Genomic DNA, 12,134 nt, shown 5'->3' with positions numbered 1-12,134 from the left:
ACTCGATGGTGCTAATCCGGGGGTGCCCGTACGGCGCAATACGAAAATGTGGCCCCCTGTGCGAGGGGGCCCCACTTATTCTCCCCAAACGGTGTGCACGGCACAGGGGAGGAGAGCGTCATGCGGGGACTTCCGCCGGCGGGGCTGCCCTGCCCCGTGTGGGCCGTCGTCTTCTGCGCCGTCCTCGCGGCCCTCGCCTGTACCGCCCCGGCCTTCGCCGATTCCCGCACTCCCTGGCCCGCCGTCGCACTGCTCGCCGTCCTCTACCTCGGCTGTGAACTGGTCAGGATCTGCCCGCTGCCGGGCAAGCGGGTTCCCGAGGGCATCGGCTCGTTCTTCCCCGTGCTGCTCGCCGCCGTCTTCCTGCTGCCGCCGGCCGCCGCCGCGCTCGTCGCGCTGCCCGGAGGGTTCGCGCAGGCGGTGGTCCGCAGGCCCGCCGGGGTCCGGCGCGTGTGGCACGCCGCGCAGCAGGCCCTCGCGGCCGGGGCCGCGGGGTGGACGTTCGGGCTGCTGGGCGGCGCCGCTCCGCCCGGCTCCGCGCCCGTCCCGTTCGCGGAGCTCCCGCACTTCCCGTACGCCCTGCTGCCCGCGGTGGCCGCGGCCGCCGCCTTCTGCTGCGTACTGACCGGCCTCGACGCGGGAGTCCTGGCCGCCGCCGAACGCCGGCCCCTGCGCACGGCCTGGCGCGGACCGCTCGGCCGCTCCCTGGCGCCGCACTGCGTGCACGGCCTCGCCGGTCTGATGATGGCCGTCCTGTGGCGCAGCCCGTACGGGCTCCCGGCCGCGCTGCTCGTCCTGCTGCCGATGTACATCTCCTGCTGGGTCTTCGCCCGGTACCACCGGGAACGGGCCGCCCACCAGGCCACGATCCGGGCCCTCGTCCAGGCCGTCGAGCTCAAGGACCGCTATACGCGCGGCCACGGCGAGCGCGTCGGCCAGGCCTCCGCGATGATCGCCCGCGAGCTGGGCATGGACGGGGACCGGCTCGAAGTCGTCCGCATCGCCGGGATCCTGCACGACGTCGGCAAGCTCGGCGTCCCGACCCGGCTGCTGCGCAAGGACGGCCCGCTGACCCCGCAGGAGCGGCGGATCATCGAGCTGCATCCCGAGTACGGGCACGAGATGGTCCGCGGCATCGGCTTCCTGGGCGAGGCGCGGTCCGCGATCCTGCACCACCACGAGCGGGTCGACGGCTCCGGATACCCGTACGGGCTGACCGGCGAGCAGATCCCGGTGCCGGCCCGGGTGGTGGCGGTGGCCGACGCCTTCGACGCGATGACCTCGACCCGCTCGTACAGCCGGGCCCGGCCGGTGCCGGTGGCCCTGGCCGAGCTGGAGCGGTGCGCAGGGGCCCACTTCGACCCGGTGATGGTGCGCGCGCTGGTCGAGGCGATCGGCCGGGACGGCTGGCATCCGGTGGTCACGGCGGACGAGGACGAGCTCCAGGTGATCCCGGCCGGTCCCGCCCCCGGCCGGGCGGCGGCGCCCGCCGCCGCGGCCCCGGACCCCGGCGGGCCCGCGCTGTCCGGGCTGCCGGCCCAGGGCGCCCGGACGCGCGTACGGACCGCGGAACCGCCGAAGGGGCCGGAACCGGACGGCGGGGGCGGGACGTGAGGGGCGCCGTCGCCCCGGCCGCGGTCGTCTGGGGAGTGCGCGGGGCCGCCGTGCTCCTCACCCTGGCCGGGCTCGGGCACACCCTGTGGAACGGCCTCGTCGAACCGGGCACCGCCCTGGCCTTCGGCGCCCTGATCGCCTGCGGTGAGCTCGCCCGCCGTGACACCCGGGACGCCCGGCACGCGCGGGGCCCCCGTGACGCCCGCGCCGGTGACCCCCGTGACCCCTGGGGCACCCGGGACCCCGCCGCGGCCGCACCGGGCGCCGCCGACGACCGCCAGCCCGCACCCCTGGCCTCCGCCGGCGCCCTCGCGTACGCCCTGCTCGGCCCGGACGCCGCCGAGCCCACCCACCACGGGGTGCTCCAGATCGTCACGGTCGTCGTCGCCGCGGCCCTCGCCGGGATCGTCCCGCACATCGCCCGCGGCCGCGCCCCCGCCGCCGACCACCTGGCCCGGCGGGTCCTCACCGTCGCCTTCGCCGCCGTCTGCTTCCAGCCGCTCTACAACTCCGGCCGGCTGGAGGACGGGATCGGGCAGGGGCCGTACCTCGTCCTCTTCCTGCTCCTCCTGCTCGGCCTCACCGCCCTGTGCGACGCCGTGCTCGCCGCCGCCCTCGCCCGGGCCCGCACGGGCTGGCCGTACGGGCCCCTGCTCCGCGACGAGCTGCGCGCCCAGCTCGGCATCGGCTCGGCGATCTGCGCCACCGGGGTCGTCATGGCCCTCGGAGTGGCCGTCGCCGGCCTGTGGGCCCTGCCCGTCTTCTGCCCGCCCCTGCTGCTGACCCAGCTGTCCTTCCACCGGATCACCGCGATCCGCACCACCTACCGCCAGACCATCACCTCCCTGGCCCGGGCCACCGAGATCGCCGGCTACACCCGCCCGGGTCACTCCCGCCGGGTCGCCGCCCTGAGCTGCGCCGTCGGCCGGGAGCTGGGCCTCTCGGAGCGGGAGCTCACGGTGCTGGAGTACGCCGCCCTCATGCACGACATCGGCCAGCTCTCCCTCGTCGACCCGGTCCGGGCCGGGGCCACCGCAGGGCTGCCGGCCGCCGAGGCCCGCCGGATCGCGGCGCTCGGCGGGGAGGTGGCCCGCCAGACCGGGGTGCCCGCCGAGGTGGCCGTCATCGTGGAGCGCCAGGCGGACCCGTACCGGGAGCAGCCCGTCCTGGCGCGCATCGTGCGGGCGGTCAACGCGTACGAGGACCTGCTCGGCGGTCCCCGTCACCCGGGTGGCCCACTCGCGGCCCTGGAGCAGCTGCGGCTGGGCACCGGGCGCGACTACCAGCCGGAGGTCGTGGAATGTCTCGCGAGGGTTCTGGCCAGGGGCGGACGTGACAGAGTTGTTCCCGTCCCACCTGGGTAACCCATGGGTAATGAGCGGCCGTCCGAGTGGGCATGGTTGGATGCCAGTAGGAGTGTCCGTGAGGGTGTCCGCAAGGCTGCACCGTTGGACCGGCAGGCGGGAATCGTGAGGATCTTCGGGAAGGTACGGCATCGGCCCTCCGCTTCGTGGCGGCAGGCCACCGACCGCGCGTTCACGCTGATCGGCGACGGGCGGTACGAGGACGCGGGCGCGCTGCTGACCAGAGCCGCGGACCTGGAGCCCTGGCTGTCCGAGTCCTGGTTCAACCTCGCCCTGCTGCACAAGTTCCGGCACGACTGGGAGCAGGCCCGGGCCGCGGGGCTGCGCGCCGTGGCCCTGCTGGACCGCGAGACCGGCGCCCCGGACTGGTGGAACGTCGGGATCGCCGCGACCGCGCTGCAGGACTGGCCGCTGGCCCGCCGGGCCTGGCAGGCGTACGGGCTGAAGGTCCCCGGGGACCCGCACGGCTCGGGCACCCACCCCGCGAAGGGCAGCGGCGAACCGGTCGGCATGGAGCTCGGCAGCGCCGCCGTACGGCTGTCCCCGGAGGGGGAGGCCGAGGTGGTCTGGGGCCGTCGGCTGGACCCGGCCCGCATGGAGGTCCTGTCGATCCCGCTGCCCTCCTCGGGGCGGCGCTGGGGCGAGGTCGTCCTGCACGACGGGGTCCCGCACGGCGAGCGGGTCACCGCGGCCGGCCCCTCCTACCCGGTCTTCGACGAGATCGAGCTGTGGGCCCCCTCGCCGGTGCCGACCTGGGTGGTGCTGCTGGAGGCGGCCACCGAGGAGGACCGCGACGCGCTGGAACAGCTGGCCTCGGACGCGGGCTTCGCCGCCGAGGACTGGTCGTCCTCGGTGCGGCTGCTGTGCCGGACCTGCTCGGAGAGCGTGATGCCGAGCGGCGAGGGCGACGGGGAACACCTGGACCCGCACGACCACAGCGAACCGGGGCATCCCGGTCCGCTGGGCCACCGTACGAACGGTTCCGGCCCGCTCTGGGTGCCGGAACGCGAATGCGGGATCGCGGCGCCGGCCGGCCTGGTGCGCGGCCTGCTCGACGGCTGGGTCGCGGACAGCCCGGACACCCGTGAATGGCGGGATCTCGAAGAGGTCTGCTGACCCGGCACCGTAGGCTGTACCGGCACATTGTGAACGGGTGGACTTACGGAAGGCGTACGGCGGACATGGCGCAGCAGGAGAACGAGGTCGTCGAGATCGTCAACGACGGGTACGTCGTGGACACCGAGGACTGTGAGGCGCGCGAGCTCGCCCACCGCGAGCGCGGCACCGCCCGCCCGATCACGGTGGTCGGCAACCCGGTCCTGCACCGTGAGTGCAAGGACGTCACCGAGTTCGGCGACGAACTGGCGCAGCTGATCGACGACATGTTCGCCAGCCAGAAGGCCGCCGAGGGCGTGGGCCTGGCCGCGAACCAGATCGGCGTGGACGCCAAGGTCTTCGTCTACGACTGCCCGGACGACGACGGCGCTCGCCACACCGGCGTCGTGGTCAACCCGAAGCTGGTGGAGCTGCCGGCCGGTTCCCGCGTGCTCGACGACTCGAACGAGGGCTGCCTGTCGGTCCCGACCGCGTACGCCTCGCTGGCCCGCCCGGACTACGCCGAGGTGACCGGCCAGGACGCGCAGGGCAACCCGATCAAGGTCCGTGGTACGGGCTACTTCGCGCGCTGCCTCCAGCACGAGACGGACCACCTGTACGGGTACCTGTACATCGACCGCCTCTCGAAGCGGGACCGCAAGGACGCCCTCCGCCAGATGGAAGAGGGAACCCCGCGCTACGAGACGGTCCCCAACGCCTGAGCCGTCCGAGCGCCCGCGGGGCTTCGCGCTACGCCACGGCCCGCGGGCCCCGGAACGTGCGGCGGAAGGCGTTCGGGGTCGTGCCGAGGGCGCGCAGGAAGTGGTGGCGCAGGGCCGCCGCGTTGCCGAAGCCGCTGCGGCCCGCGATCGCGTCGACGGTGTCGTCCGTGGACTCCAGGAGCTCCTGCGCCAGCAGGACGCGCTGGCGCAGCACCCACTGGTAGGGGGTCGTCCCGGTCTCCTGGAGGAAGCGGCGGGCGAAGGTGCGCGGTGACATGTGCGCGCGCTCCGCGAGCTGCTCGACGGTGATCTCCTCGTCCAGGTGGCGGGCCATCCACCCGAGCACCTCGCCGACCGTGTCGCACACCGTGCGCGGCAGCGGCCGCTGGATGAACTGCGCCTGGCCGCCGTCCCGGTGCGGCGGGACGACCATCCGCCGGGCGATCGTGTTGGCCACCTCGGCGCCGTGCTCCTGGCGGACGACGTGCAGGCACGCGTCGATGCCCGAAGCCGTGCCCGCGGCGGTGATCACCGGGCCCTCGTCCACGTACAGCACGTCGGGGTCCACCCTCGCCATCGGGAACCGCCGGGCCAGGGCCGGTGAGTGCATCCAGTGCGTGGTGCAGCGCCGGCCGTCCAGCAGCCCGGCGGCGCCGAGCACGAAGGCCCCGCTGCACACGCTCAGCACCCGTGCGCCCCGGTCGACGGCCCGGCGCAGCGCGTCGAGGAAGGGCTCGGGGTAGTCCCGCACCGGCGCCTTCCGGTCGGCGGGCAGGCAGATGAGATCGGCCTCCTCCAGCCGCTCCAGGCCGTGCGCCGGCGCGATGGTGAAGCCGACGTCCGCCATGGCCAGCGGGCCTTCCTCGGCCGCGCACACCGCGAAGTCGTACACGGGCAGCCCCTGTTCGCTCCTGTCGATCCCGAAGACCTCGCAGAAGATCCCGAACTCGAAGGGCGCCACTCCGTCGACGAGGGCCACGGCCACGTTCTTCAGCATGACCGCAGTGTGGCAGTAATTCGGTCTTCCATGACAGTCCTGCCACTGTCCGGCTTTCGCCGCGCTGACGAGAGTGGAGTCATGAGCACCTTCCTCGACTACCTCGTCGTCCTCGCCCTGGCCGTCCTCCTCCTCGCTCCGGCCCTCTGCGGAGTTCTGCGCGACCGCCGCGTCGACCGGCGGCTACGCGCGGCCCAGCAGCACCCGCAGGTCCTCCGGGAGCGGCATCGGCGCGAACAGCCCCGCGGCCGTGCGGCCGGTGTTGCCGTACGGCACGCGTCCGGTCACTGAACCGGCCCCCGCCACCAGGATCCGCACCACCTGCCCCACCGTCTCCGCCCGGTCCCGGCAGCGCACCGCGAGCCGGAACATGTGCCAGTGGGCGCGGGTGTGGGGCCAGGCCCAGGCCTGGGAGATGATGTGCGCCCGCTCCAGGGCGTCCCACATGGCGGCGGTGTCGGGCGCGCAGTCGCGGGCCCGCAGCAGCTCGGCCTCGAAGGCCGCGCGCACGGCCGCCGGCATGGTCTTCCCGGTGCAGGCGGCGACGCATTTCCTCATCGTGTTTCGCATGCGTCCACGGTGCGGCCCAAGGCCCCGCGGGCGCTTGAACGAACCTGCTACATCCACTGGCTGGTGCGGGTGAAGCCCGACGGCGGGATCCCGAACATCCGCCGCCACACCCGGCTGAGGTGGGCCCCGTCGGCGAAGCCCGCGCCGTGCGCCGCGTCCGTCAGGGAGTGCCCGCGGGAGGCGAGTTCGGCGGCCCGCATCAGCCGCAGCCACAGCACGTACGGGCGGAACGGCAGCCCCAGCTCCGCCCGGAACAAGTGCGCGAGGCGGCTCTCCGACAGGCACGCCACCTCGGCCGCCTGGGACAGCCGTACGCCGTCCCGCCCGGGCAGCCAGGCCAGCACCCGGGCCAGCCCCGGGTGCGCCGCCGCCTCCGGCACCGGCCCGCCGGGGAGCAGGGAGTCCAGCGCGCAGGCCGCCTCGAAGGGGTCGGCGGGCAGGGCCGCCGCGGCCGGTACGAGGCCTCCCGCGTCCCCCGCCAGCGCCGCGAGCCCGCGCCCGGCCGAGGACAGCGGGTCGTAGTGCAGCACCACCCCCCGCGCGGTGCCGGCCAGCACGGCGTGGCGCACCCCGGAGGGAACCACGAACGCCCGGCACCGGAAGGGCTGCCCGTCCGGGCCGGCCAGCAGCAGGCCCTCCCCGTCGAGCGCGGCGATGACCTGCACGGAGTGGTGCGCGTGCGCGGTCGCGGGCCCGACGGCGCCCCCGTACAGCAGGCCTCCGGGCCGCAGCCGGACCCGCCCGGCCCACCCGGTCACGGACATGGCGAAGCGCCCCCGCCCAGGACCTCGGTCACCCGAGTCGTTCTCCCCATGGGCGGGGACGCTATCAAGCCGCCGGAGCGGAGGACTCAGAAGTCCTCGTCCAGGTCCACCGTGCCCTCGACCGCGACCTGGTAGGCCGACGGGCGGCGCTCGAAGAAGTTCGTCAGCTCCTGCACGCCCTGCAGCTCCATGAAGGAGAACGGGTTCTGCGAGCCGTACACCGGCGGGAAGCCGAGGCGGACCAGGCGCTGGTCCGCGACGCACTCCAGGTACTCGCGCATCGACTCGGTGTTCATGCCCGGCAGGCCGTCACCGCACAGGTCGCGGCCGAACTGGAGCTCGGCCTCCACGGCCTCCTTCAGCATGTCCGTGACCTGCTGCTGGAGGGCGTCGTCGAAGAGCTCCGGCTCCTCCTTGCGGACGGTGTCCACGACCTCGAACGCGAAGTTCATGTGCATCGTCTCGTCGCGGAACACCCAGTTGGTGCCGGTGGCGAGACCGTGCAGCAGACCGCGCGAGCGGAACCAGTACACGTACGCGAAGGCGCCGTAGAAGAACAGGCCCTCGATGCACGCCGCGAAGCAGATCAGGTTCAGCAGGAAGCGGCGGCGGTCGGCCTGCGTCTCCAGCCGGTCCAGCTTCTCGACCTCGTTGATCCACTTGAAGCAGAACTGCGCCTTCTCGCGGATCGACGGGATCTCCTCGACGGCGTCGAAAGCGGCCGCGCGGTCGTCCGGGTCGGGCAGGTAGGTGTCGAGCAGCGTCAGATAGAACTGGACGTGCACGGCCTCCTCGAACAGCTGGCGCGACAGGTACAGGCGCGCCTCCGGGGAGTTGATGTGCTTGTAGAGCGTCAGCACCAGGTTGTTCGAGACGATCGAGTCACCCGTCGCGAAGAACGCGACCAGACGGCCGATCATGTGCTGCTCGGCCGGCGTCAGCTTCGCCAGGTCGGCGACGTCCGAGTGGAGGTCGACCTCCTCGACGGTCCAGGTGTTCTTGATCGCGTCCCGGTAGCGCTCGTAGAAGTCCGGGTAGCGCATGGGGCGCAGCGTGAGCTCGAAGCCCGGGTCCAAGAGGTTCTTCTTGTCGGTGGAGCTCATTACTGGCAGGCCTCGCAGGACTCGGGGTTCTCAAGGGAGCAGGCCAGCGCTTCCGCGGCCGCGGCCTCGGCGGCGGCGTCGGCCAGGGGGAGCGCTGCGGGGGTGGCCGCCTGGGCGGCGCGGGCGATCTTCGTCGCCGGGCGCGAGCGCAGGTAGTACGTGGTCTTCAGGCCCTGCTTCCAGGCGTACGCGTACATCGAGGACAGCTTCCCGATGGTCGGCGTCTCCAGGAACAGGTTCAGCGACTGCGACTGGTCGAGGAACGGCGTACGGGCCGCCGCCATGTCGATCAGACCGCGCTGCGGGATCTCCCACGCCGTGCGGTACAGCTCGCGCACCTCGGCCGGGATCCAGCCGAAGCCCTGGACGGAGCCGGACGAGTCGCGCAGCGCCTCGCGGGTCTGGGCGTCCCACACGCCGAGCTTCTTCAGCTCCTCCACCAGGTAGCCGTTGACCTGGAGGAACTCACCGCTCAGCGTCTCGCGCTTGAAGAGGTTGGAGACCTGCGGCTCGATGCACTCGTACACGCCGGCGATCGAGGCGATCGTCGCCGTCGGCGCGATGGCCAGCAGCAGCGAGTTGCGCATGCCGCTCTTCGCGACGCGGGCGCGCAGCGCGTCCCAGCGCTCGGGCCAGTTCAGCTCGACGTCGTAGTGGTCCGGGTGCAGTACACCGCGGGCGGTACGGGTCTGCTCCCAGGCCGGGAGCGGCCCGCTGCGCTCGGCGAGGTCGCAGGAGGCCTCGTACGCGGCCAGCATGATGCGCTCGGAGAGCTTGGTGGACAGCGCCTTCGCCTCGGGGGAGTCGAACGGCAGCTTCAGCTTGAAGAAGACGTCCTGCAGGCCCATCGCGCCCAGGCCCACCGGACGCCAGCGGGCGTTGGAGCGGCCGGCCTGCTCGGTCGGGTAGAAGTTGATGTCGACCACGCGGTCGAGGAAGGTGACGGCCGTACGGACGGTCTCGTCCAGCCGCTCCCAGTCGATGTCACCCGTCTCGGTGAGGACGAACGCGCCCAGGTTGACCGAGCCCAGGTTGCAGACGGCGGTCTCGCCGTCGTTGGTGACCTCGATGATCTCGGTGCACAGGTTCGAGGAGTGGACGACGGTGCCCGGCTCGGCGGTCTGGTTCGCCGTGCGGTTGGAGGCGTCCTTGAAGGTCATCCAGCCCTGGCCGGTCTGCGCGAGGGTGCGCATCATCCGGCCGTACAGGTCGCGGGCGGGCATGGTCTTGCGGGCGAGGCCGTCCGCCTCGGCCTTGCGGTAGGCGGCGTCGAACTCGTCGCCCCACAGGTCGACCAGCTCGGGCACGTCGGCCGGGGAGAACAGCGACCAGTCGGCGTCCGAGTTCACGCGGCGCATGAACTCGTCCGGTACCCAGTGCGCCAGGTTCAGGTTGTGCGTACGGCGCTGGTCCTCGCCCGTGTTGTCGCGGAGCTCCAGGAACTCCTCGATGTCCGCGTGCCAGGTCTCCAGGTAGACCGCGGCGGCGCCCTTGCGGCGGCCGCCCTGGTTCACGGCGGCGACGGAGGCGTCGAGGGTCTTCAGGAACGGCACGATGCCGTTGGAGTGGCCGTTCGTACCGCGGATCAGCGAACCGCGGGCGCGGATGCGCGAGTACGAGAGACCGATGCCGCCGGCGTGCTTCGACAGGCGCGCGACCTGGTGGTAGCGGTCGTAGATCGAGTCGAGCTCGTCCAGCGGGGAGTCCAGCAGGTAGCAGGAGGACATCTGCGGGTGCCGGGTGCCGGAGTTGAAGAGCGTGGGGGAGGACGGCAGGTAGTCGAGGCGGCTCATCAGCCGGTAGAGCGAGGCCACTTCCTCGACGGCCTGGACGCTGTCGTTCTCCGCGAGGCCGCAGGCCACGCGGAGCATGAAGTGCTGCGGGGTCTCGATCACCTGGCGGGTGATCGGGTGGCGCAGCAGGTAGCGGCTGTGCAGGGTGCGCAGACCGAAGAAGCCGAAGCGGTCGTCGGCGCCCTCGGCCAGCGTGTGGTCGACCAGCGCGTCCAGGCGGCTCGCGTGCAGCGCCACGAACTCGGCGGTGCGGTCCGCGATCAGGCCCTCGCGGTGGCCCACCGCGACGGAGGCGGAGAAGGAGGTGGCCCCCTGGCCCGCGGCTTCCTCGGCGACGGCCAGCGTCAGCAGCCGGGCGGCGAGCCGGGAGTACGCCGGGTCCTCGGAGATCAGACCGGCGGCGGCCTCCGTGGCCAGGGCGCGCAGTTCGGCCTCGTCGGCGGCGGCGCTGCGCCCGCGGAGCGCGGAGGCGGCGACCCGGCCCGGGTCGGTGTCGGGGAGGTCGGCCGTCAGCTCGGTGAGGGTACGCAGCAGTGCGGCCCCAGGTCCCCCGGTCTCGATTCCGGTGTCGGACGGGTCGGACTCGGCGCGCGGTGCGGAAGGCGCGATGGTCACGGGGGGAGCTCTCCCTCGCTCGGCTCCGGAACACCTGCGGTGCGGGTTCGAGCGGGCGCGCGCGGGCATGACGGGGCAGCACCGAGCGGCGTCCACCGGCCCAACCGCGAGGCCCGGACGTATCGACACCCGGTTCGGTCGAGCCGGGCGCACTGTCGGCAGGTCATCGGACTTGCGGTGACACCAATCGGTGTACTTCATACCGTTGCGGGACAGTTCCGGATTCGCACCGGATTCCCCTGCGACGACAGCGAGGACGAGCATACATGTGGGGGCCGCGTCATGCGCGACCCCCTAGATGTTGTGTCGGCGTGGCTACAGTTCGAGACCGTACGTGCGCAGAGGGAGGCCGGGGAGGGGCTCCCAGTCCCGCTCGGGCGTGCGCACGAAGCCGAGCCTTTCGTAGATCCGGTGGGCACCGACCATGTCGTCCGTGGTGGACAGCACGAGGCGCCGCACGCCCTCGACGGCCCGGGCGCGGTCCGCGCAGGCCCGCACCAGAGCCTCCCCGGCGCCCCGCCCGCGGCCCTCCGGGGCGACGGCCAGCATCCGGAACTCGGCCTCGCCGGGTCCGGCGATGTCGCACAGCGGGCTCCCGGGCGCGGCGAAGGCCACCCCGCCGAGGAGCCGCCCGTCGCCCGTCGCGGCGACGAGTATCACCCCGTCGGCGGCACGCCCGGCCACGTCGCGCAGCCGCGCGAGGTAGGGATCGTCCTCGCCGAACGTCAGGAACCCGTCCCCGAGGTAGGCCTGCGCGGTGATCTCCCCGAGCGTCCCGTACTCCGCCGCCAGCGCTTCCCTGATCACGATGTCCATGCGGTCGAGTGTGCCGGACGGTTGTCGGTGCCCGGCGCTATCGTCGAAGACAGCACCGTCGAGGAAGGCGAGCGAGGCATGACCGTGATGACAGACCGGCCCCAGATGCTGACCGAAGAGTTCGAGACCGTGGCACGGATAGCCGCCAGAGAGGTCGAGGGGCTGCGGTTCGAGTTCATCAACGGGAAGCTGGGGGTCAAGGCGGTGCCGGACGGGGACCACGGGACGATCATCGTGTGGCTGTCACGCATGTGCATGCAGTCGCGGCCGGACCTGTGGTTCTACGCCGAGCAGGGGATCAAGGTCCAGCGGTACCGCAACGGCCGTGCTCGACCCGATGGCGTCCTCGTGTTGACCGCTTCCCTCGCAGGACACGGGGAATGGGCCGAGCCCGACCCCGTGCTGATGGTCGTGGAGGTCACGTCGTACGACACCGACACGGATGCCCGCGACCGACACGAGAAGCCCCGCGGCTACGCGGAGACCGGCATTCCGGTGTACTTGCTGATCGATCGTGAGAAGTGCGAGGTCACCGTCCACAGTGAGCCGGACGGCAGTCGATACGAGAGCGTCCGCACAGTCCCCTTCGGCAAGGACATCGAGATTCCCGAACCGGTCGGCATCACCCTGGCCACCGAGCCCCTCAAGGAGTGGGTGCACTGAGAGCGCCGAAGGCCCCGC

The 12,134-nt window shown here is 72.7% G+C and carries 11 protein-coding genes and 1 riboswitch; of the genes, 5 read left to right on the top strand and 6 right to left on the bottom strand.

Annotated elements, in window-relative coordinates:
• The first annotated feature begins 120 nt into the window (after positions 1 to 120).
• From K7B10_RS15275 to def, 4 genes are all read left to right on the top strand, one after another.
• The gene (locus K7B10_RS15275) at positions 121 to 1,614 is read left to right on the top strand and encodes an HD-GYP domain-containing protein (RefSeq protein WP_229336582.1); all 1,494 of its coding nucleotides are present in this window, start codon (positions 121 to 123) and stop codon (positions 1,612 to 1,614) included.
• Positions 1,611 to 2,978 (top strand): HD-GYP domain-containing protein, encoded by a 1,368-nt coding sequence (locus K7B10_RS15270; protein ID WP_372481415.1) that lies wholly within the window; start codon positions 1,611 to 1,613, stop codon positions 2,976 to 2,978. The genes K7B10_RS15275 and K7B10_RS15270 overlap by 4 nt, the downstream gene beginning before the upstream one ends.
• A gap of 105 nt (positions 2,979 to 3,083) precedes the next feature.
• A complete protein-coding gene (locus K7B10_RS15265; protein ID WP_229336581.1) occupies positions 3,084 to 4,094 on the top strand; it encodes a tetratricopeptide repeat protein in 1,011 nt (336 codons plus the stop codon).
• A gap of 65 nt (positions 4,095 to 4,159) precedes the next feature.
• On the top strand, positions 4,160 to 4,795 hold the full coding sequence (gene def / locus K7B10_RS15260; protein ID WP_053691819.1) for a peptide deformylase: 636 nt from the start codon (positions 4,160 to 4,162) through the stop codon (positions 4,793 to 4,795).
• Between the two features lie 28 nt (positions 4,796 to 4,823).
• On the opposite strand, the gene K7B10_RS15255 is transcribed toward def, so the two are convergent.
• The 6 genes from K7B10_RS15255 to K7B10_RS15230 form a co-directional block, all read right to left on the bottom strand.
• Positions 4,824 to 5,792, bottom strand: a complete 969-nt coding sequence (locus tag K7B10_RS15255) for a helix-turn-helix domain-containing protein (RefSeq protein WP_229336580.1) — start codon at positions 5,790 to 5,792, stop codon at positions 4,824 to 4,826.
• A gap of 183 nt (positions 5,793 to 5,975) precedes the next feature.
• A complete protein-coding gene (locus tag K7B10_RS15250; RefSeq protein ID WP_229336579.1) occupies positions 5,976 to 6,362 on the bottom strand; it encodes a DUF3703 domain-containing protein in 387 nt (128 codons plus the stop codon).
• Between the two features lie 47 nt (positions 6,363 to 6,409).
• On the bottom strand, positions 6,410 to 7,126 hold the full coding sequence (locus K7B10_RS15245; RefSeq protein WP_229336578.1) for an AraC family transcriptional regulator: 717 nt from the start codon (positions 7,124 to 7,126) through the stop codon (positions 6,410 to 6,412).
• Between the two features lie 86 nt (positions 7,127 to 7,212).
• Positions 7,213 to 8,229, bottom strand: a complete 1,017-nt coding sequence (locus K7B10_RS15240) for a ribonucleotide-diphosphate reductase subunit beta (RefSeq protein WP_030859367.1) — start codon at positions 8,227 to 8,229, stop codon at positions 7,213 to 7,215.
• A complete protein-coding gene (locus tag K7B10_RS15235) occupies positions 8,229 to 10,637 on the bottom strand; it encodes a ribonucleoside-diphosphate reductase subunit alpha (RefSeq protein ID WP_372481414.1) in 2,409 nt (802 codons plus the stop codon). The genes K7B10_RS15240 and K7B10_RS15235 overlap by 1 nt, the downstream gene beginning before the upstream one ends.
• 140 nt (positions 10,638 to 10,777) lie before the next feature.
• Positions 10,778 to 10,901, bottom strand: a riboswitch (cobalamin riboswitch).
• Positions 10,902 to 10,952: 51 nt separating this feature from the next.
• Positions 10,953 to 11,453 carry a GNAT family N-acetyltransferase gene (locus K7B10_RS15230; RefSeq protein ID WP_229336577.1) on the bottom strand — a complete coding sequence of 167 codons (501 nt, stop codon included), beginning with the start codon at positions 11,451 to 11,453 and terminating at the stop codon, positions 10,953 to 10,955.
• Between the two features lie 78 nt (positions 11,454 to 11,531).
• Between K7B10_RS15230 and K7B10_RS15225 the strand changes: the two genes are divergently transcribed.
• Positions 11,532 to 12,116 (top strand): Uma2 family endonuclease, encoded by a 585-nt coding sequence (locus K7B10_RS15225; protein WP_229336576.1) that lies wholly within the window; start codon positions 11,532 to 11,534, stop codon positions 12,114 to 12,116.
• The last annotated feature ends 18 nt before the right edge of the window (positions 12,117 to 12,134 follow it).

The organism is Streptomyces flavotricini (assembly GCF_020639365.1).
GTDB lineage: Bacteria > Actinomycetota > Actinomycetes > Streptomycetales > Streptomycetaceae > Streptomyces > Streptomyces flavotricini.
Note: the sequence above shows the minus strand (reverse complement) of the source record. Positions and strands in the feature narration are given on the sequence as shown.

What these genes read in the sequence shown, in the direction of transcription:
- K7B10_RS15275 (WP_229336582.1), top strand. Translation starts at nt 121, where the DNA reads ATGCGGGGACTTCCGCCGGCGGGGCTGCCCTGCCCCGTGTGGGCCGTC.
- def (WP_053691819.1), top strand. Translation starts at nt 4,160, where the DNA reads ATGGCGCAGCAGGAGAACGAGGTCGTCGAGATCGTCAACGACGGGTAC.
- K7B10_RS15255 (WP_229336580.1), bottom strand. Translation starts at nt 5,792, where the DNA reads ATGCTGAAGAACGTGGCCGTGGCCCTCGTCGACGGAGTGGCGCCCTTC.
- K7B10_RS15250 (WP_229336579.1), bottom strand. Translation starts at nt 6,362, where the DNA reads ATGCGAAACACGATGAGGAAATGCGTCGCCGCCTGCACCGGGAAGACC.
- K7B10_RS15245 (WP_229336578.1), bottom strand. Translation starts at nt 7,126, where the DNA reads ATGTCCGTGACCGGGTGGGCCGGGCGGGTCCGGCTGCGGCCCGGAGGC.
- K7B10_RS15240 (WP_030859367.1), bottom strand. Translation starts at nt 8,229, where the DNA reads ATGAGCTCCACCGACAAGAAGAACCTCTTGGACCCGGGCTTCGAGCTC.
- K7B10_RS15230 (WP_229336577.1), bottom strand. Translation starts at nt 11,453, where the DNA reads ATGGACATCGTGATCAGGGAAGCGCTGGCGGCGGAGTACGGGACGCTC.
- K7B10_RS15225 (WP_229336576.1), top strand. Translation starts at nt 11,532, where the DNA reads ATGACCGTGATGACAGACCGGCCCCAGATGCTGACCGAAGAGTTCGAG.